The following is a 20,688-nucleotide window of genomic DNA, read 5'->3' on the forward strand; positions in this document are numbered from 1 at the left end:
GGTTAAGCCTCCTGTGTAAGTCGTTGTTTGCTGAGGGTAATGTCAAAGTTGGTACCTTTACTTGGGATTGAAGATACACTGATGGTCCCGTCGAACTGTTCTTCAACAATGATTTTAACGTGGGAGAGTCCAATGCCACGGTACACGTTGCCGGTGACTTCATCAAACTTAGTGCTAAAGCCCGGCTGGAAAATCATGGCCTGCGTTTCCGCGTCCATCCCACTGCCGTTATCGCTCACGGTGATGATGATATTGTCGCCGGCATCGGCTACGGTGATCCGGATATAGCCTTGGGATTGATCGAGCAGGGCGTCCGCACTATTGAAGATGAGATTGGAAAGGATGGAGACCACGTAGTAGTGATTGGGCACCACTAAATCTACGTGACTATGCGTGTCGATCACGATACCCCGTTGATTTTCTTTCAGGGCTGCACGAATGTAACGCGTGGTTACTTTGAGAATATCGGCCAGCTGCATGGGGGTCGTCTGATCGTTGCCGAAATAACTCCCCAAGCCACAGATGACATTTTGATAGTCCTTCTTAATCTCATGGACATCCCGAGCAATGGTCAACGCCATCTCCTGTTTAGCGGGAGCAGCCTTGGCATCTTGCAGATGTTTATTCAAAAGGTAAGCATTCTTCATCACGTTTTCAATCTCCGTAATACTTTTTTGCATGAAGTAAACTTCGCTTTTGACAACGGAAGCGACCCAGATGAAATGATAATATTGCTGTTCATGGTGTTCGTCACGAATCAGAAGTGTGAAATGATGATAGAGAAAGGCCAGGCCACAACTCACGAGACTTCGGAGCAGTGCGGTGACGAACAACAGTTGAAATAGTCGGTAGTGGTAATTAGTGAAACCAGTTAAAATGCTGACTTCGACTAGATTAGCGAGGTAATCACAAATGATGATGGTGAGGAGAAACGAACTGTTATTTCGCTGACCCTTGCGCCAATACAAGATGTAATAGAGCAGACCGTAACAGAAATAAAAGGCCATATCGGCAATTACATAGCGGACATTATCGATGCGGCTCACGTCGTTGCTGACGAAAAGCAAGATACCCCGAAAAATTGGCGACGCTAACGCAATGGCACTGGTGATGTAGATGGGATTTAAGTCGGCGTTGAAGTATAGAAAGATCGGCAGCAGCAGGACGGAGAGGGTCAGAATAAAGCCGGGGGTATAAGCGGTGATATTGATCTGCGAAGCTAAGGCAATACAGGCTGCAGCAATTAAAATGCGGCGGTAACGTTCACGACTGATGAAGCGGGATTGTTTCAGCATGGTTGAAAGAACTCCTAACTTAATGAGTGAATGGACGGAATAACTATGTAGACAAAATATTATCAGTTGCAATAATCGGTGGGCCTTCGCCCAGAATTCTTAGAACGATAAATCCAGAGGTTAAGCGAACAAAATTCGTTATCAAAGCTTGATTTTGTGAGAATATTAGCCTGAAAGTAGGCCGAATCAGTCACCTGCGGCTGGTAAAGATTTCGCCTGCTATGGGGACCGCCTGCGGCCTGAGGAGCGGTCCTCCGGCTCGGTTTGAAACCTGATCAGGACCGTCAGTTTCCAAACGCGTCCCACGCTGTAATCCGAGAATCGGCTAACACCGTTGTCACAGCTGGCTCCATCTCTGCCCTCCTCCGGTTAAGATAGTCGTTGAACATCAAGCTATCTCAAACTGTTGGGGTATCAGCAGTTATCCCATAGTAATTGACGACATCTATACAGCCGATAGTGAGCCAAATTTGAGCTCAGCCGTGGGATTTACCAAATGGTTCTTTTGGTAAATGGCGTCTTTGAGACGTGATCTTTCGGCTCAAAGCGAGGTTCGAGACCGTTCTGTGGCTCGAGCCGTCCTACCCACAGCGTTCCAGCTCAAAGCTTGGCGAACGGCAAGGCGGCCATCTGAACCACGTTGTCTACTTTCAAGTATCGACGCGTGAAATGCCGTGCCGTATAGAATAAATCATTCTGTTAACCTTCAGACGATAAACGCCGATGTATAAGGGATTGTGACGCCTAGTTACCGATTTTGTAAAAAAATTTATAAACGGAATGAAGTCCGGTGAAGTTCTACGAAACCGATTACATATACTGACATTGTAAATAACAAAGGAGGAATTAACAATGTACAATTTGCGGAATCGGAGTTTTCTCACTTTATTGGACTACACCCCTAAAGAAATGGGTTTCCTGTTGCAACTGGCTGAAGATTTGAAGAATGCTAAGTACGCGGGGACTGAACAGCAAAAGTTAAAGGGTAAGAATATCGCCTTGATTTTTGAAAAGAATTCGACGCGGACCCGTTGTGCATTTGAAGTTGGCGCTTACGATCAAGGTGCCCACGTCACTTACCTCGGCCCTTCCGGCACCCAGATGGGTAAGAAGGAATCTGCGAAGGACACAGCTCGCGTATTGGGCGGAATGTTTGATGGAATTGAGTACCGGGGCTTCTCCCAACGGACAGTGGAAACGCTGGCGAAGTATTCCGGAGTTCCCGTATGGAATGGCCTGACCGATGAAGACCACCCCACGCAAGTGCTGGCCGATTTCTTAACGGCAAAAGAAGTGCTTAAGAAGCCATATGATCAGATCCACTTTACATACGTGGGTGATGGTCGGAACAACGTGGCTAATGCGTTAATGATTGGCGCGGCGATTATGGGGATGACCTACCATCTAGTTTGCCCAAAGGAATTGAACCCAACGCCAGAATTGTTGGCTAAGGTTGATGCGATTGCTGAACAGACCGGAGCCACAATCTTTATTACCGATGACGTGGACGAAGGCGTCAAGGGATCTGACGTCATTTACACCGATGTTTGGGTATCCATGGGTGAACCGGATGATGTTTGGACGGAACGGATCAAGTTGCTTTCTCCATACCGCGTCACGGCTGAGATGATGGCTAAGACGGGCAATCCAAATTGTATCTTTGAACACTGCTTACCGTCCTTCCACGATACGGAAACCAAGGTGGGTAAGGAGATTGAAGAAAAGTTTGGCCTGACTGAAATGGAAGTGACCGACGATGTCTTTGAGAGTCCAGCATCGGTGGTCTTCCAGGAAGCCGAAAACCGGATGCATACGATTAAGGCAGTGATGGTTGCAACTTTAGGCGACTAACGGAGGGCGATGAGATGGCAAAAATTGTTGTGGCCTTAGGTGGTAACGCGCTGGGAAAATCACCTGAAGAGCAATTGGAATTGGTGAAGCACACGGCGACGTCACTGATTGGATTAGTGGCGGCCGGCCATAAGGTGGTCATCAGCCATGGAAATGGACCGCAAGTCGGGGCCATTAACTTGGGAATGAACTATGCGGCTGAACACGGTCAGACTGCGGCTTTCCCGTTCCCAGAGTGTGGCGCGATGAGCCAAGGCTATATTGGCTATCACTTGCAACAAAGCTTACAAAATGAACTCCAGCAGCGGGGAATCACTAAGGATGTCGCGTCAGTGGTGACCCAAGTCGAAGTGGATGAAGGCGATGCGGCCTTTCAACATCCTACGAAACCCGTCGGCGCATTTTACAGTAAGGAAGATGCCGACCGAATCGTGGCTGAGAAGGGGTATACCTTCGTAGAAGATGCCGGGCGAGGCTACCGCCAAGTGGTGCCGTCACCGCAACCCAAGTCCATCATCGAATTGAAGAGTATCAATGACTTGATTGAAAATGATAATTTGGTCATTGCTGGTGGTGGCGGGGGTGTCCCCGTGGTTAAGACGACTGCTGGTCTGAAGGGCGTACCGGCAGTGATTGATAAGGACCGGTCTAGTGCCTTATTGGCGGCCAATATTGCGGCGGAACAGTTGATCATTCTCACGGCGGTTGACGCGGTGTATGTCAACTATGGCACGCCAGACGAAGACGTCTTGCGGACCCTAACGGCTACTGAGGCGCAGCGTTATATCGAAGAGGGACAGTTTGCCCCTGGTAGTATGTTACCGAAGATCGAAGCTTGTTTAGACTTCGTGTCCTCGGGGGCTAACCGGACGGCTTTGATTACCTCGCTTGATCGGTTAGACGATGCGTTAGCCGGAAAAGTGGGAACCCTGATTAAATAAAATCAAGCTCGCGACGAACGAAGTTGAGCAGACACATAGAGCGTGGTCCAAAGGATGTTGGCGTGACACCCGTTCTTTGGGCCACGTTTTCTCATGGCAACGCTGGCACGACTTCGGCGGCTAACCGCGAATAAAAAATTAACTATGAGTGAAGGGGTGGAACTATGGATACACCTGCACAACAACCCAAAAAGAAATTCAAGCTACGGATGCCCGGAGCTTTTGTGATCTTATTTATTCTGACCATCGTGGCCGTGATTGCCACGTGGATTATTCCAGCGGGATCTTATTCGAAGTTGGCGTATGATTCCTCGAGTTCGTCGCTGGTGATCACTAAGCCAACCGGGAAAACGGAAAAAGTTGCGGCGACACAAGAGCAATTGGATAAGCTGGGGGTCAAGATTCAAATTGAGGAATTTACCTCCGGTGGGATTACCCAAGCCGTTTCGATTCCCAATACTTATGAACGACTGAAACAGCGGCCAGCCGGGCTCGGTGCCATCACGAGTAGCATGGTGCGCGGAACCATTGAAGCCGTGGATATAATGGTGTTCATCTTCGTATTAGGAGGCCTCATTGGTGTCGTCAAAGCCAGTGGGGCGTTTGAAGCCGGCCTACTGGCGTTAACCAAGAAGACTAAGGGTCATGAGTTTATGCTGATTTTTATGGTAGCGGTACTCATGATTTTAGGAGGAACCCTGTGTGGGATTGAAGAGGAAGCCGTGGCGTTTTACCCGATTCTAGTGCCAATCTTCATCGCCATGGGCTATGACTCGATTGTCTGCGTGGGGGCAATCTTCCTGGCGAGTTCTGTCGGGACCTCGTTTTCTACGATTAATCCGTTCTCCGTGGTCATCGCGTCCAACGCCGCCGGAATTAACTTTACCGAAGGGATCATGTGGCGGATTGGTGGTCTGGTTGTGGCGTCGGCGTTCGTGATTTGGTATTTACATTGGTACAGTAAGAAAGTTAAAGTGACGCCAGCTTTTTCATACACCTACGAAGACCGAACGTCGTTTAATAAGATGTGGTCGGTCGCTTCAGGCGATAATGAAGAGGGCAGCGAATTTACCTTCCGGAAAAAATTAATCCTGATTCTGTTCGTCGTTACCTTTCCCATCATGGTATGGGGCGTTATGTCGCAGGGATGGTGGTTCCCAACCATGGCCTCGTCCTTCCTGGCCTTTGCCATCATCATTATGTTCCTGACGGCTACGGGTAAATACGGGATTGGTGAAAAAGGTGTGGTCGACGCCTTTACCAATGGGTCGGCTAGCCTGGTCGGAGTCTCGTTGATCATCGGGCTCGCGCGGGGGATTAATTTGGTCATGAATGAGGGCCTGATTTCCGATACCATTCTGCAGTATTCGTCAACGTTGGTGGCGCACGTGAGTGGTTCGGTCTTCATTCTGATTCTGATGCTGATCTTCTTTGTTCTCGGATTTATTGTGCCGTCATCCTCCGGGTTAGCGGTACTCGCGATGCCAATCTTCGCGCCGCTAGCAGACACGGTGGATATTCCCCGGTTTGCGGTGGTAACGGCCTATCAATTCGGGCAGTATGCAATGCTTTTCTTAGCACCAACCGGTCTAGTGATGGCGACGCTGCAGATGTTAGATATGAAATATTCGCACTGGTTCAAGTTTGTCTGGCCAGTCGTGGTCTTCGTCCTCGTCTTTGGTGGCGCCATCTTGGTTGCCGAAGTCCTCGTCAGTTGACCTTAACGTTTAAGACTAATGGCTGAAAACAAGATTTATCTTATACAGCGGGTTATTTTACACTTTAATGATTGAGAAAAGTCGGCAACGTGGATAAGCCTGTCGCCTTGCCGTTCGTCAAGCTTTGAGCTGGATCGCTGTGGGCAGGACGGTTCGAGCCATAGAGCGGTCTCGAACCTCGCTTTGAGCCGAAAAATCACGTCTCAAAGACGCCATTTACCAAGAGGACCACTTGGTAAATCCCACGGCTGAGCTCAAATTTGACTCACTATCGGCTGTATGGATATCGTCAATTATCATGGACGAATTGCTGATATTTCGGTAATTTAAGATAGATTGGTGGTCAACGACTACCTTAACCGGAGGAGGGCAGGGATGGAGCCAGCTGTGCCGACGGTGTTAGCCGATTTTCGGCTTACAGCGTGGGACGTGTTGGGAGACCGGTGAACTTGCCGGGCTGCCAACCGAGCCGGAGGACCGCTTCTCAGGCCGCAGGCGTTCCCCACAGCAGGCGGAATCTCTGCCAGCCGCAGGTGACTGGTTTAAGCTAACCGAGCACTAAGGGTGAATCTTTCTGGCAACTATTAGTTGAGGATCTAAAGAAGCCAATCGTGAGGCTCTGCCACTGGCGGGTCGACGGTTGGCTTTTTGTGACGTAAGCGAGTGCTATACTGAGAATGAATGCGTTAATTTGAGGTTAAAGGAGAGTCGATGAATGGCACTCACAACAGCGAAGAAGTATTTATTAGTCACGGAAAGAATTGCGGACAAGCCGGTGTTACGGACACGCTTCACGACGCAAGCGTATCTGGTGTTGGGCACGATTTTAGATTTGCTGGATCAGCACGTGTTAGCGGTGGTAGACGATCAATTTGTCATTGCGGATCCGGTGAAATTCAAGCAATTACCGTCGTATCTAGATAGGCTAAAGGATCGTCTGCAGCATGATTTACAGCAAGATCCGCAATCAGCCAACATGTTAAAAGTGGTCACCAGTTGGAATATTGTCAACGACATTTATGATGGCATTGGCGTTGAACTGGAACAAGCGGAGGCCGTTGAACGGGTAATCTTTCAGAATAATCTGAAGCCACATACGATTTACGAACCCACTGACGATAGCCGACGAGCCGTCACGTCAGAGCTGGAAGAGCAACTGACGCAAGGAAAATTAACGGCGGCTAACCGCAATCTTTGGTTGCTACTGCAACAACAAGGGGCGTTGGCCTACCTCTTTGATGATCAACACCGTGTGGCCCTCAGCGCAGCGTTTGCGCAGCAGACGCTGCGTGATTCCGCCACCGCCACTGCTCAGCGACTGGTACAGGTAGCGGGCAAGGTCATTCAGATGAAGAAGTTCGCCATGGATCGGTGGCTAAGCTGATTCTCGAAGGCAATCAAATTGTGGCCGCGTTTTGACTGTGGCTGGACAAATGCTAAAAGAGCAGGACTGGGAATTTTCCTAGTCCTGCTTTTTTGGTACCATCGGCTCCCGTTAAAAGAAAAGATAGTAAAAGCCACTCAGGCCAATGAAGGCGTAGATGTAGCGTTTAACTAAGCCTAGATTCAGATGTGCTAGCAGTCGTGCGGCAATGGCCGTTCCCAGGATAGCGCCAACCATACCGACTAGAATGTAGGGGATGACGGTGGTCGTAAGGATGCCGTTGAAGACTCTGAGCGTCGTGATATAGACAATATCAATCAGAAAGAAGGTTTGAATGTTGGCGATGTATTCACCGGTCGAGTGAGCCAATGACAAGAAATACAGCGCCATCAGCGGACCACCAATCCCGAATAGACCGTTGAAGAAGCCGGAGATGATCATGAAGATACCGGCGACCAACCACGGGTATGGCTTGGTGCCAGCGTTCTTGTTCAACGAAAAGTAGATGGCGAGGAGGATAAGTAGACCCCCGAGGAGCATGCGGAGCAAGTGCACATCGAGAACGCGGACAAGGTGGACTGACCAGGCGGCCACGCTGGCGTAGACGAGAAAGGGAACAATGATCCGTTTAAAATGGATGTCGTGTCGGTAGCGGAGCACCAGCGTTAATACGCTGGCCGCCATAATGAGTGAGGCCACCCCGGCACTCTCTGCGATGGGGAGAATGCTGGGCAGAAAGATCATCATCATGATGGCGGCACCAAAACCGGTTAGGCCTTGCACCAAGCCAGCTAGGAAGCCAAATAGAATGATTAATAGCCAGGTCATGTGAGCACTCCTTTAAAAGTTATTACATCTAGTGTGCGGGTCCGGCTGAGGGATGTCAACGGCTGTAAGAGATTTCTCCAGTGAGAATATTGGGACTTGCCAAAGGGAAAATGAGATGTTATAGTGTAATAGTAAAATATAACACTAGGGAGGCGGCAGAAGTGAATTTTGACGATAAGGTCCCGATTTATTATCAAATTGAAAACCATCTTTATCACGAAATGATTGCGGGAACGTTAAAACCAGGCGAGAAGTTACCGTCCGTACGGCAATTGGCGGTCGACGTCACGGCTAATGTGAATACCGTCCAGCGGGCATTAAGCGAAATGATTGCGGCAGGGATAATTGAGTCTAAGCGTGGTAGGGGGAATTTTGTCACGATGGAAGTAGAGAAGATTGAACAGCTTAAGGTGAAGCTGGTTACGGCGCAGTTAGCCCAAGTTTATGATCAGCTACACGCGTTAAACTTGAGCGATGAGGAGATCATGACGAGCTTACAGCACTATATTCAACAGAGGGGGCAATCCAAATGACCGACAGTTTAAAAATGCAGAATGTGACCTACAAGCGGGGAATGAAGACGATCCTGCACGATGTGACGCTGACATTAGCGCCCGGTAAGATTGTGGGCCTGTTGGGTGAAAATGGTGCGGGGAAAACGACCTTAATGCGGACCATCACCGGTAGTGCCAAGAGTCGCGGAGCAATTGCGGTCAATGGCACCAGTGTTGAGGCGGAACGCAAGCGGTACGTGAGCTTCTCCGAACAATTGCGCGGCTTTACCGACAATACCAAATTAAGTCGAATTGTGGCTTTTTACGAAACGGTTTACGCTGATTTTGAGAACGAACGGTTCCACGAGATCGCTGACTTTTTGCAGCTTGATCTGAGCTTGAAGCTTGCGGCATTGTCCAAGGGGATGAAAGAAAAGCTCGTGATCGCCTTAACTTTGGCACGCCGCACGACGCTATATCTGTTGGACGAACCCTTTAGTGGTATTGATAGCATGAGTCGCAAGAAGATTATCAATAGTATTATTCAGTGGAAACCAGAGAATGCCACGATGGTCATCAGCGACCACTACGTTTCCGAGATTGCGCCAATTCTAGATGAAATTGTCGTCGTCAAGGATCAGACAATTTATACCCACCGCAAGGCTGACGAGGTGCGGGAAGAATTCCACATTGGCATTGAGGCATATTACGAGAGTTTATACGAGAGGGGCAACGACAATGACTAGCTTTGGAAAATTATTTAAGGTGATGGGCCGCGATAAATTCCGGGTCGTTAACTTGATTATGGTGGTTGAGCTGCTAGCGGTCGCGGTCAGTCTAGTGTGGACGTTGATCATGGGACATATGACCAGCATGGGCTTTTTTGGTAGCGTGAGTGGTTGGTCGGGGATGGCCTATTTAGCAGGGTTCATCTTGATTGCGCGGGAGGCGGAACAGGCCTTTACGCGTGATACCTACCGGTTAATTCCAGCCAAGGATAGCAGCTTCTATTTGGCCAATTTGGTGTCATCATTTGTACTGTTCTTCTACCTGGTGCTCTTGCAAGCAGCGCTACACTTGATTGGGATTGTAGTGGCTTGGAAGCCGATTTCTCAGGGCTTAAACGGGGTGATCGTGCATAGTGGTAGCATCGATTGGGGGCAGGTCTTCCAAGTGGGCGGCATGCTGACGCTGCTTGTACTAGCGGCCTTCGTGCTGGCGCTGACGACCATTACGCTGGTTCATCTTACCGTGAGTGTCACCAATAACTTCTTACCGGTGGCTGGCAAACGGCTGATTGATTTCATCCTCTACATCGTGGTTATCGTGCTGGTCATTCGTGTCGGAGGCTACTTGCTCGGACAAGTTAACCAATTGACGACGACCTTTAATACGCAAGGGCTGGGGAATATTGGGATTCCTTTGCTAGGGATCGTGCTGTTGATTGTTCTGGAATCACTCTTGAACGTCTTCATGATGAAACGCTGGGTTGAGACGGTCGCTAACTAGCTGATCGCCATGTCCGTGTAAAATACTCGTCGAATTAAGTCGTTGCAAGAGCAAAAATCGTAGCCAGAGTTTGGTCGTAAGTCTGGTGGACTTGAAAATAGTCTAAGCCAGTCACCTGCGGCTGGCAGAGATTCCGCCTGCTGTGGGGACCGCTTGCGGCCTGAGAAGCGGTCCGCCGGCTCGGTTTGAAGCTCGGAAGTTCACCGATCTCCAAACACGTCCCACGCTGTAAGCCGAAAATCGGCTAACACCGTCGACACAGCTGGCTCCATCTCTGCCCTCCTCCGGTTAAAGGTAGTCGTTGAATTCTCAGCTGACTTAAACAGCTGAAATGGCGATAGTCATTCGGCAATGGATCCAACGACCTGCATGTAGCCGTGAGTGAGTCAAATTTGAGCTCAGCCGTGGGATTTACCAAGTGGTTCTCTTGGTAAATGGCGCCTTTGAGACGTGGTCTTCGGCTTAAAGCGAGGTTCGAGACCGCTCTATGGCTCGAGCCGTCCTCCCCACAGCGATCCAGCTCAAATTTGGCGAACGGTAAGGCGGCAGCTCTATCCTAAGTTATTGAATTAGATCTTGCTTTTAACCGGATTTGTTACAAATAAGAAAAATACCCCTCCGTGGAATCAGCTAATGATTCTGCGGAGGGGTATTTTTGTTTAACTGTCGGGAACGGTTAGATGTTTTGCAACTGGTTCTGAATGGCCGGGATGGCCGCACCGATGGCAACGGCGTGGTCGACCACGGAGCCCCGTTGGAGATAACCCGACGTTTCGGGAAAAACGGAGAGCTTTTTGAGCCGCTGTTTCAGGGCAGTCACGTGGGATTCACTGAGGTACTTCGTCAATTCGCCAGCAATGACGATGGGGAGATCGACGAACATATGGAGATTGTAAATGGCTTCGGAAAGGTAATCGAGATAAGTCTCAAACCGGGCCTCAACCTGGTCATCGTGTTGGTGGAGGTCGGCGAAGAATGTGCCGAGATCCTCGTTAGGTTGGAGTAAGGAGCTGACGGAGCAGTAGGTTTCAATGCATCCCCGGCGCCCGCAGTAGCAGACCGGTCCATCCGCTGAATTTAAGGTAATGTGTTCCATCGTGCCGCTTCGACCGCTGGGGCTTTTGAAGACCCGACCATTAATGATGATCGCGGTCCCGATATGTTCACTGATGGAGAGGAAGATCCCATCGGTGGGCTTATTCGCGTATTCGGCAACCGCAACGCAGTCAGCATCGTGGTAGAACGTGACCGGGAAGGGTAAATATTGACCAAAATTGTCGGCCTGCATTCCCGTGCAATCGAGGATCTTACCATAGAGGATGGTCGTGCCATCGTTCGAGATCAACCCTTGAATGCCGATACCAACACCGCTAATTTGGGTGAGGCTGAACCCCTTGTTGCGGAGAAAGGCCAGCAACTGCTGACAGAGTGCTTGGGCATACTGGTCATCGTTTGCGAACGGGAGATTGGTCGTGTGGAGCGCTAGAACCTCATTACGAAGGTTCAGAACGGTCATGGTGGCGTAAGTCCGAAAGATTTCAACGCCCACGCTTAGGCTGACGTTGGGATCGATGGCGTAGGCGGTTGCCCGGCGACCGATGAGGGACTTCAACTGACCGTTTTTAACAATGAGGTGTCGCGCAGTTAATTTCTGGAGATTCGAACTAACGGTGGGCAGACTCAGGCCCAAGGTGTCCGCGATGTCCTGCTTAGACAGTTTCTCGTTATCGTAAAGCAGATGATAGATGTCGGAATAGTTAGAGTGCTGAATGGATTGCATGTTACTCGTACTCATGATGGGCCTCCTTCTGAATAGACTGAATAGCTTTAGTTTAGCACATTCAAGATAAATAGAAAGTGGTTTTCTTTAATAATGTAACCGCTATCAACCTTGAGCGAGTTCACTTCCAGATTTCGTCAAGTGAACAATTCACAATAGTAGAATTGTTTTCTGTTGGGAAGGAAGCTAAGACTTAGGTAAACAAGGAATATCTCCATATAAGAGAATGTGAAATGGATAATTATTAGAGCAAACGGTTGCTAATGTAAGCGATTGCAACTATACTAGTGCAGTAAAAGATTTTACCAAATGGGTTTATAAAACGTTTTTACGTTAATCTACTAGTGAGGTGTTGAAATTGAAGAAGTATCTATCTTATGCCTTGGGAACGTTCGGTCATGATGCGTTTTACAATACGTTGAGTATTTATTTCATGATGTTCCTGACGAGTCAGCTCTTTACCAACAGTGCCGATGAGAAGATGGTCGGGATTGTCACGACGTTAATCGTGGTGATCCGGGTCGGTGAAATTCTCTTTGATCCCATGATTGGTGGGGTAGTCGACAATACGAATACCCGTTGGGGGAAGTTTCGTCCCTGGATCATGGTGGGATCGATCGTCGCGTCGTTAGGGTTGGTCTTTCTATTCTCAGACTACTTCGGACTGGCTTGGAGCAATCCGACGATTTATCTGATTTTGATTGCGGTAACCTTCCTGGTCGTGGACGTGTTCTATTCCTTTAGCGATATTGCGCTATGGTCGTTGTTACCTGCTGTGAGCTTGGATTCCAAGACGCGGACTAAGTTTGGGACCGCGTCACGGATTGGCTCAACGCTGGGCGCGCAGATCGTTATTGTGATTATTACGCCAGCCATCATGCTCTTTTCTCATTGGATCTCTAAGGTGCCGTTTGGGCAGCAGACCCGAGCTGGGTGGACCGGCTACGTTGTAATCGTGGCTTTACTGTGTACTGGTGGGGCTTTAATTACGTCCCTGAACTTGAAGGAACAGCACAACGTGATTCGAGCCAACGTTAAGCACACCACGCTTTCGGACATCTTCCGGGCGATCGGGCGGAACCGCCAGTTACTGTGGATTGCGGCCTCTTATTTCCTGTTTGCCTTTAGCTATGTGGTGACAAATTCTCTGTTGATGTACTACTTCCGTTACCGGTTAGGCAATGCAGGCGCCTACACTTGGGTCGGGGTCATCACCTGTGTCCTGGGTGTGATTTCGGTGGCGTTGTATCCCGCATTGGAAATGTTGATTCGACGGAAAGCCATTTACATCGGTGGGATTGCCTTTATGCTGATCGGCTACGTCTTATTCCTATTAGCAGGACAAAACCTGTGGCTGGTGCTTTTGGCCGTGTCCTTTTACTTCTTCCCATACCCACTGATCTTCTTGGCAACGTTGATGACGATTACCGACAGTGTGGAGTATGGCCAGTTGGTCAATGGGGTTCGCAACGAATCCGTAACACTGTCGATCCGGCCGTTGATTGATAAGCTTGCCGGAGCGGCTTCTAACGGGATCGTTGGGATTGTCGCCGTCATGGTTGGTATGACGGGAAATGCCAAGCCGAGTGATATTTCGGCTACCGGGGTATCGCAGTTTAATTTGTTCATGTTCTACATCCCCATTGTTTTGCTGGTGATTGCCGCACTGATCTTCTGGGCTAAAGTAACCTTGACCGAGAAGAAACATGCAGAAATTGTCCGTGAATTGAAGAAACGGCTAAAGTCACAACCAGCAGAAAGCTAGTTCTATCAAGGGTTGCGGCCAACGGTGAGTTTATTTTTTAAGAAAAATATGAAAACGTTATCAAAAACTATTGACTTATTGGTTTTGAGGGATTATGCTAAGTCGTGAATTAAAGAAAGTCATTTTACAAAATACATTTACTTTTAGGAGGAATTTATCATGGGTATTTTAGATAGAATGCGTTTGGATGGTAAGAAAGCTTACGTTACGGGTGGCGCCCAAGGTTTAGGGAAAGCCATGGCAACTGGATTAGCCGAAGCGGGTGCTGATGTCGCCATCGTTGATATCAACATTGCTGAAGCCCAAGAAACGGCACGCGAGATTGCTAAGGCCACTGGTCAAAAAGCCATTGCGGTTAAGACCGATGTGACTGATCCTGAACAAGTTCAAAACATGATTGATACTGTTGTCAAAGAACTTGGTGGTTTGGACGCAGCCTTCAACAACGCCGGGATGTGCTTGAACGTTCCTGCTGAAGAAATGACCTTCGAACAATGGCAAAAGGTGGTTAACTTAAACTTGAACGCCGTCTTCCTTTGCTCGACTGCCGCTGGCCGTTACATGTTGAAGCAAGGTTCTGGTTCCATCGTCAACACTGCTTCCATGTCAGCCCACATCGTCAACCGGCCACAACCACAATGCTCTTACAACGCAACTAAGGCTGGGGTTATTCAATTATCCAAGTCCTTAGCGATCGAATGGGCTAAGAAGGGTGTGCGGGTTAACACCATGAGTCCTGGTTACATGGGGACTGATTTGACCTTGAACTCACCTGATTTGAAGCCATTAATCAAGACCTGGAATGACTGGGCACCACTTGGCCGTTTAGGTAAGCCAGAAGAATTACAAGGCATGGCCGTTTACTTAGCTAGCGATACCAGCAGCTTCTCAACTGGTTCCGATTACTTAGTTGATGGGGCCTTCACCGCATGGTAAACCGTTGCGCTTAATGCTTGATTAAAGAGGGGAATAACGATGAAATACTTGATTGGTACTGACATTGGGACTTCAGGAACGAAGAGTATCTTGATGGACACGAACGGCAAATTGATTGCCCAGGATTTGGAAGAATACGATGTCTTGACGCCCCGGCCTTTATGGGCTGAACAGTGGCCAGATGTCTGGCTTAAGGGTGTGAAAGATTCCATTCGCGCGGTAGTTAATGAAAGCGGTATCGCACCAGCGGATATTAAAGGAATTGGCCTGAGTGGCTTGTATGGTGGCTCTGGTATTCCAGTGGATAAGGATATGAATCCTGTGCGGCCCGACCTGATTTGGATGGATCGGCGGGCTGCCGAGGAAACGGAATGGGTCAAGGAGAATGTTGACCTAGACCGGTTAACTGAGATCACCGGGAACGACGTGGTTGATCCCTATTATGGGTACACTAAGGTTCTGTGGATCAAGAATCATGAGCCGGAAAATTGGAAGAAGACGGCCATGTTCCTGCCACCTAACAACTATGCCATTTACAAGTTGACGGGTGAGGTTTCCATTGACTACTCAGCTGCCGGAAATATCGGTGGTTTCTACGATGTGAACACCGGTACTTGGTCCAAAGAAATGATGGATGCCATGGGCGTCCCAATGGATAAGATGCCACAAAAGTTCGTGGACGCGACCGAAATTGCGGGTCGGTTGACCGCGGACGTGGCAGCTGATCTGGGCTTGAACGCTGGCACCCCAGTGATTGCTGGTGGGGTTGACGTTGGTGCTGCCAATATTGGGATGGGTGTCTTTGAACCCGGCCGCTACGTTGCTGCGATTGGGTCGTCCATGAATGCCGCCTTAGTCAGTGAAAAGCCAATCAAGGGTAAGGGACTCATCGTTTGGCCATACCCGTACAAGTCACGTGACTTGGTCTACAACTTCAGTGGGTCTGCAACGGCGGGTGCCATCACCAAGTGGTTCCGCGATAACTTTGGCGATGCTGAAGTCGCGGTTCACAATCAGGGTGGTCCTAACGCCTACGTCACGCTGGGTGAAGAAGCTAAGAATGTCCCAGCTGGTAGCCGTGGCTTGGTAGTTCTGCCTTACTTTATGGGTGAACGGGCGCCAGTCTGGAACTCCGATGCTAAAGGGATGATCTTCGGATTGTCATTGGTCCACACGAAGGCCGACTTGTTCCACGCCTTCCAAGAAGCCGTATGCTACGCCTTGCGTCACAGCATGGAGAGTACCGGCCGGGACCTTGGCGACTACATCGTCATTGCTGGTGGGGTCACGAACTCACCTGACTGGGTTCAAATGTTTGCCGACGTCACGGGCTACGCTGTCCGCACGCCAGTTGATGATGCCGAAGCTAACTTGGGCGATGTCATGCTAGCTGGTCTGGCAACCGATACGCTGACCGTTGATGAAGTTCAGAAATGGCAAGTGTTAGGCGATAAGGTTGAACCACGAGCTGAACAGCACGCGACCTACAATAAGTATTATCAACTTTACCGGAAGCTCTACGATGATTTAGGCGATGATATGCATACGCTGTCGTTAATTTCCGGGATCGAAGAATCTTAATAATCATTGCGCGGAGACTGACGAGAGCAGGCTCAACGTAATGGACAACTAATGAAGAGTTCGGGGGAAATCTCGGACTCTTCATTCGATTAGGGGGACTGACAGTGTACCGCATGGTGACGAGCGATCTAGATGAAACGTTACTCCGGGCCGATGGGAGTGTCTCGTTAGAAAATGTGGCCGCGATCAAACGTGCGACCCAGGCGGGAATTAAATTTGTGCCGAATACTGGTCGGAGTTTTCTGAGTATTCAGCCGCTCTTGCAGGAATTGGGCTTGTGGCAGCAACCACAGCAATATGTGATTTCCTACAACGGTGGGGCGGTGGTGGAAAATGCGGAGAATCAGGTGTTACTGTCACACACGATGCCTTATGAAGTGGCTGCCACGGTCTTTCGGGCCTTACAGGCATTTGATGTCGCGATTCACGTGTATACCCTGACGCGCTTAACCATTTATCACCCGCGGCCGGATGACTTGGCCTATTTGCAAACGCGTGGGGTTCAAGCCGAGCGAATGCAGGGGGATTTCGAGCAATTCCGATCACAACCGATTATGAAAGTTATCGCGATGAATCCCGACGCTGAGGTACGACGGGCAGCGGCGGCCGCGGTACGTGAGCAGGTGCACCAGCCGGTTAACTGTACGTTTTCGTCCGGCCGCTACATGGAGGTCAATCCAGTTGGTGTCGATAAAGGCGCGGCGACGTTGGCCTTGGGGAAGCGGCTGGGGATCTCGGCCGCTGAGATTATGGCGATTGGCGACAATGCGAATGATCTCCCCATGTTGACGCAGGTGGGCTGTCCCGTCGCGGTTCAAAACGCCACCCCAGCCGTCAAACAGGCCGCACGTTACGTGACGACGGCTGATTTTGAACGGGGCGTTGCCGAGGCAATTACCCGTTGGGGACTTTAGCAAGCGGGGTCGCTTGAAAATGGCAGACGTCACAACTGAAAAGATTAGTAGCCAGTGTCAATTGAGTTGAGGCTAGTTGAGGGACTAGGCCAACTAGTTGCAGCGTGATGAGAGCGCTAACACTCAAAAATGTAAGTTGCTTAGTCAGCTGCTGTAACCAGTGTCAATTGGGGTAAATATCCGATTGGATTAGACCAATAAGTTACAAATGAAAATAAGTCATCATTTTTAATTGTGAATGTTAAAACTTGTTTTCAGAATTACTAGGCTAAACAATTAGAAAATTAAGTGTGTATTTGGAAAAATATTTTGTGATTTTTTCGATGAAATGAAGCACTTACTGCCGCGTGGCACAAAGAATTGTTGCTTGTGCACAAATACCACTAAAAGCATTGTTTTGTGACCTAAAATGCTTTATAGTTGACTTGTGAACAGCTTATCAAAAAGGGGATGTGTTGAATGGCAATTACCATTTCGGTTTTAAAAGAAGCGCCTGGTGAAAACCGGGTCGCGTTGTCACCGGACGTCGTACGTAAGCTTGTCAAGAATGACTACCAAGTACTGATCGAACAAGGTGCAGGGGAACGGTCCTTCTATCGTGACGCAGTTTACACCGATGCTGGTGCCAAAGTCGTTGACCGCTCAGAGGCGATTACGCAGGCAACTGTAATCGCCACGATTGCTCAACCGGATGATGCAGCTATTGATCAGATGAAGGCGGGACAAACCCTCATCGGATTGTTAGCACCACTGACGGATACTGAGTTTATTAAGAAACTGGCTGCGAAGAAGATCACAGCATTAGCGTTTGAATTGCTCCCACGGACGGTTTCGCGGGCACAAACGATGGATGTTTTGAGTTCGCAGGCCAGTGTGGCTGGTTATAAGGTAGGACTGATGGCCGCGGATCATTTCTCACGGTATTTCCCAATGATGATCACCGCTGCCGGGACTGCCAAGCCAGCTAAGGTGTTGGTCTTAGGAACCGGGGTTGCCGGATTACAGGCCATTGGGACCGCCAAGCGGTTAGGTGCGATGGTTTCCGGCTACGATATTCGGCCAGCTTCCCGTGGTGAAGTGGAGTCGTTAGGGGCAACGTTCCTGACGACCTCCGTTTCTGCTACTGGTGAAGGGGGCTATGCTCGGCAATTAACCGAGGAAGAAACCGCGCAACAACAAGCAGAATTGGAAGGATTTATCGCCCAAAACAACGTGATCATTACGACCGCGCAAGTGCCTGGACGGCGGCCACCACTGCTGGTTACCCAGAAGTCTGTGGACGAAGCCAAGACCGGGACGTTATTTATGGATTTGGCTGCCAGTGATCTGGGTGGTAACGTGGCTGGATCGAAGCCGGATGAAACGGTGACGACACCAAATGGTGCGGAAATCGTGGGTGCCGGCGATATGGCCAGTCAATTACCAGCTTCAGCTTCAGATATGTACGCCAAGAACGTGCAGGCTGTCTTAAATGATCTTAATCAAGATGGTAAATTGGTCTTCGATGTTGACGATGACGTGATGGGTGATCTGCTGGCAACCTACGATGGCGAAATTATTAGTAACCGCTTACGGTCGGCCATGGACTTACCAGAACGCAAGCCAGCAACGCCAGAAGAGCCTGAAACGCCGGCTGATGATCAAGACGACGCGAAAGGAGCTGATTAGTGATGAGTGAAGAATTATTTACGAATCTCGCAATCTTTGTTCTGAGTCTATTGGTTGGTTTTGAAGTCATGAGTAAAATTCCAGCGACGTTACAAACCCCTATGATGTCTGGGGCCAACGCCATTCATGGTGTGGTTGTCGTTGGGGCCTTCGTCATTGCGGCGGAAGCGAATAATTGGGTATTCTACACGTTAGCGTTCTTTGGCGCGGTATTCGCGGCGATTAACGTGGCGGGTGGTTATACCGTTACCGATCGAATGCTAGGGATGTTTGATCGCAAACCAAAAGCTAAGTCAGAGGGGGATGATTCTAAATGAGTACCCTACAAACGTTTGCCTCTTTAATTTACTTAATTTCCGCGGTGTGCTACGTCTTGGGTGTGCACATGATGCGCTCTCCTAAGACCGCCCGCAAAGGGAATGGGCTTTCCGCTATCGGGATGTTTATGGCTGTTATTATGATTATTGTTGAAGTCATTGCCGATGGTAAGATTACCGCTACTGGTTGGATCGTCCTGCTCGCCGGCTTGATCGTCGGAATCGCATATGGGGTCGTCAAAGCACGGAAGGTGCCAATGACAGACGTTCCTCAACTGGTTAGTCTCTTTAACGCCGTGGGTGGTGGCGCCGCTGCCGTCATTGGGATCTTCGATTACCTGATGAAGGGTGACGGCGTGGGCCTGAGCCTCGCATTTTCCATCCCAGTCTTTCTTGATGTGATCATTGGGGGGATTACCTTCTCTGGATCATTGATTGCGACTGGTAAATTATCGGGTAAGGTTCCTGGGAAGCCAATTACATTCCCAGGCGCAAAATTGCTCAATGTTCTTGTCATTATTGGGATGTTAGCCGCTGGCTGGTTCATGCTGGCAACGCCAACTAACATCTGGTTCGTTATTCTAGGATTAGTCATGGCCTTAATCTTTGGGCTACTGATGACCTTGCCAATTGGTGGGGCCGATATGCCGGTTGTCGTTTCACTCTTGAACGCCTTCACCGGTTTGGCCGTTGCCTTTGCCGGGTTCGTTATCAATAACCAAGTCTTGATTATTGCCGGTGCCTTAGTTGGGGCCGCCGGGACAATCCTGACGTTGCAAATGGCCGAAGCGATGAACCGTTCAGTTGCCAATATCTTAGCCGGTGGCTTTGGGACTGGTGACAGTGATAGCGGCGGTGCTGGTGCCGATGTGCCGGTTGACGTCAAGGAAACTTCTGCCGATGATATTGGGTTGCAACTGGCCTACGCTCAGAACGTCATGATCGTTCCTGGGTATGGGTTAGCCGCAGCGCAAGCCCAACACGAAGTTGCTGAGTTAGCGACAGTACTGACGGAAAAGGGCATCAACGTTAACTACGCCATTCACCCGGTTGCTGGGCGGATGCCTGGGCATATGAACGTGCTGTTGGCCGATGTTAACGTGCCTTATGACCAGATGAAGCAGTTGGATGATGCCAATCCAATGTTTGAAAGTACCGATGTTTCCCTGGTTATTGGGGCGAACGATGTTACCAACCCACTGGCTCGTGAAAGTGGGAATGAAATTTCTGGGATGCCAATCCTGGACGTTGATAAATCGAAGTCTGTTGTTGTCATCAAGCGGTCAATGAGTACCGGGTACGCAGGTATCCAAAACCCATTGTTCTCATTGGATAACACGCAGATGTTCTTCTCCGATGCTAAGGTTGGGCTGCAGGATATTGTGGCGGCAACTAAGCAGTACTTGGAAGATTAAGCCATCAATGAAAAAGTAACTGAAAAGGGAGAACCTAATTTGCCAATTGGGCAGGTTGGGGTCTCTCTTTTTTGGTCGGTGAGGTGAGTTGCTGCTCTCAAAAGGTCGGTGAAAACGGAAATATGGCTAAGGTAGCCTTGTACCGGTGATAGCGACAATGGTTTGAGGAGAAATTTTAGATGACGAATTTACAATTGAAGTGCAACAGTAGTCAGAAAGTATAAAAGAAGACTCATAGTCTGAGTCCTTGTAAAATGGAATCACCACAACACCACTTACAAGGGGGACTCAG

The 20,688-nt window shown here is 49.3% G+C and carries 17 protein-coding genes; 14 read left to right on the forward strand and 3 right to left on the reverse strand.

Annotation, left to right across the window (positions count from 1 at the left end):
• Positions 1 to 2 precede the first annotated feature (2 nt).
• Entirely contained in the window at positions 3 to 1,295 is a 1,293-nt protein-coding gene (locus tag HF569_RS03855; protein ID WP_168901397.1) for a sensor histidine kinase, read from the reverse strand.
• Between the two features lie 852 nt (positions 1,296 to 2,147).
• Here HF569_RS03855 and argF point away from each other — a divergent pair.
• From argF to HF569_RS03875, 4 genes are all read left to right on the forward strand, one after another.
• On the forward strand, positions 2,148 to 3,146 hold the full coding sequence (argF, locus tag HF569_RS03860) for an ornithine carbamoyltransferase (protein WP_168901398.1): 999 nt from the start codon (positions 2,148 to 2,150) through the stop codon (positions 3,144 to 3,146).
• A 14-nt stretch (positions 3,147 to 3,160) separates the two neighbouring features.
• A complete protein-coding gene (gene arcC, locus HF569_RS03865; protein WP_168901399.1) occupies positions 3,161 to 4,087 on the forward strand; it encodes a carbamate kinase in 927 nt (308 codons plus the stop codon).
• A gap of 164 nt (positions 4,088 to 4,251) precedes the next feature.
• Entirely contained in the window at positions 4,252 to 5,805 is a 1,554-nt protein-coding gene (locus HF569_RS03870; RefSeq protein WP_168901400.1) for a YfcC family protein, read from the forward strand.
• 715 nt (positions 5,806 to 6,520) lie between these two features.
• Entirely contained in the window at positions 6,521 to 7,189 is a 669-nt protein-coding gene (locus HF569_RS03875; protein WP_168901401.1) for a hypothetical protein, read from the forward strand.
• 111 nt (positions 7,190 to 7,300) lie between these two features.
• Here the strand turns inward: HF569_RS03875 and HF569_RS03880 are convergent, their stop codons facing one another.
• Positions 7,301 to 8,017 (reverse strand): sulfite exporter TauE/SafE family protein, encoded by a 717-nt coding sequence (locus tag HF569_RS03880; protein WP_168901402.1) that lies wholly within the window; start codon positions 8,015 to 8,017, stop codon positions 7,301 to 7,303.
• Positions 8,018 to 8,178: 161 nt separating this feature from the next.
• Here HF569_RS03880 and HF569_RS03885 point away from each other — a divergent pair, with 161 nt between their 5' ends.
• From HF569_RS03885 to HF569_RS03895, 3 genes are read left to right on the forward strand one after another with little or no spacing between them, the layout of a single operon-like run.
• Entirely contained in the window at positions 8,179 to 8,550 is a 372-nt protein-coding gene (locus HF569_RS03885) for a GntR family transcriptional regulator (RefSeq protein WP_168901403.1), read from the forward strand.
• The gene (locus HF569_RS03890; RefSeq protein ID WP_168901404.1) at positions 8,547 to 9,257 is read left to right on the forward strand and encodes an ATP-binding cassette domain-containing protein; all 711 of its coding nucleotides are present in this window, start codon (positions 8,547 to 8,549) and stop codon (positions 9,255 to 9,257) included. The genes HF569_RS03885 and HF569_RS03890 overlap by 4 nt, the downstream gene beginning before the upstream one ends.
• Complete coding sequence (locus tag HF569_RS03895; protein WP_168901405.1) at positions 9,250 to 10,020, forward strand: hypothetical protein; 771 nt, start codon at positions 9,250 to 9,252, stop codon at positions 10,018 to 10,020. Before HF569_RS03890 ends, HF569_RS03895 begins: the two co-directional genes overlap by 8 nt.
• Positions 10,021 to 10,696: 676 nt before the next feature.
• On the opposite strand, the gene HF569_RS03900 is transcribed toward HF569_RS03895, so the two are convergent.
• A complete protein-coding gene (locus HF569_RS03900; protein WP_168901406.1) occupies positions 10,697 to 11,815 on the reverse strand; it encodes an ROK family transcriptional regulator in 1,119 nt (372 codons plus the stop codon).
• A gap of 343 nt (positions 11,816 to 12,158) precedes the next feature.
• Between HF569_RS03900 and HF569_RS03905 the strand changes: the two genes are divergently transcribed.
• From HF569_RS03905 to HF569_RS03935, 7 genes are all read left to right on the forward strand, one after another.
• The gene (locus HF569_RS03905; protein ID WP_168901407.1) at positions 12,159 to 13,565 is read left to right on the forward strand and encodes a glycoside-pentoside-hexuronide (GPH):cation symporter; all 1,407 of its coding nucleotides are present in this window, start codon (positions 12,159 to 12,161) and stop codon (positions 13,563 to 13,565) included.
• A 159-nt stretch (positions 13,566 to 13,724) separates the two neighbouring features.
• Positions 13,725 to 14,501, forward strand: a complete 777-nt coding sequence (locus tag HF569_RS03910) for an SDR family oxidoreductase (RefSeq protein WP_168901408.1) — start codon at positions 13,725 to 13,727, stop codon at positions 14,499 to 14,501.
• Between the two features lie 39 nt (positions 14,502 to 14,540).
• Positions 14,541 to 16,082, forward strand: coding sequence for an FGGY-family carbohydrate kinase (locus HF569_RS03915; protein ID WP_168901409.1), 1,542 nt, complete (start codon positions 14,541 to 14,543; stop codon positions 16,080 to 16,082).
• 104 nt (positions 16,083 to 16,186) lie between these two features.
• Positions 16,187 to 16,996 (forward strand): Cof-type HAD-IIB family hydrolase, encoded by an 810-nt coding sequence (locus HF569_RS03920; RefSeq protein WP_168901410.1) that lies wholly within the window; start codon positions 16,187 to 16,189, stop codon positions 16,994 to 16,996.
• A gap of 459 nt (positions 16,997 to 17,455) precedes the next feature.
• Positions 17,456 to 18,664, forward strand: coding sequence for an NAD(P) transhydrogenase subunit alpha (locus HF569_RS03925; RefSeq protein ID WP_168901411.1), 1,209 nt, complete (start codon positions 17,456 to 17,458; stop codon positions 18,662 to 18,664).
• A gap of 2 nt (positions 18,665 to 18,666) precedes the next feature.
• A complete protein-coding gene (locus HF569_RS03930; RefSeq protein WP_057735054.1) occupies positions 18,667 to 18,981 on the forward strand; it encodes an NAD(P) transhydrogenase subunit alpha in 315 nt (104 codons plus the stop codon).
• Positions 18,978 to 20,396 carry an NAD(P)(+) transhydrogenase (Re/Si-specific) subunit beta gene (locus HF569_RS03935; RefSeq protein WP_168849436.1) on the forward strand — a complete coding sequence of 473 codons (1,419 nt, stop codon included), beginning with the start codon at positions 18,978 to 18,980 and terminating at the stop codon, positions 20,394 to 20,396. Before HF569_RS03930 ends, HF569_RS03935 begins: the two co-directional genes overlap by 4 nt.
• The last annotated feature ends 292 nt before the right edge of the window (positions 20,397 to 20,688 follow it).

It is taken from the genome of Levilactobacillus tujiorum, assembly GCF_012641185.1.
Taxonomy (GTDB): Bacteria; Bacillota; Bacilli; order Lactobacillales; family Lactobacillaceae; genus Levilactobacillus; species Levilactobacillus tujiorum.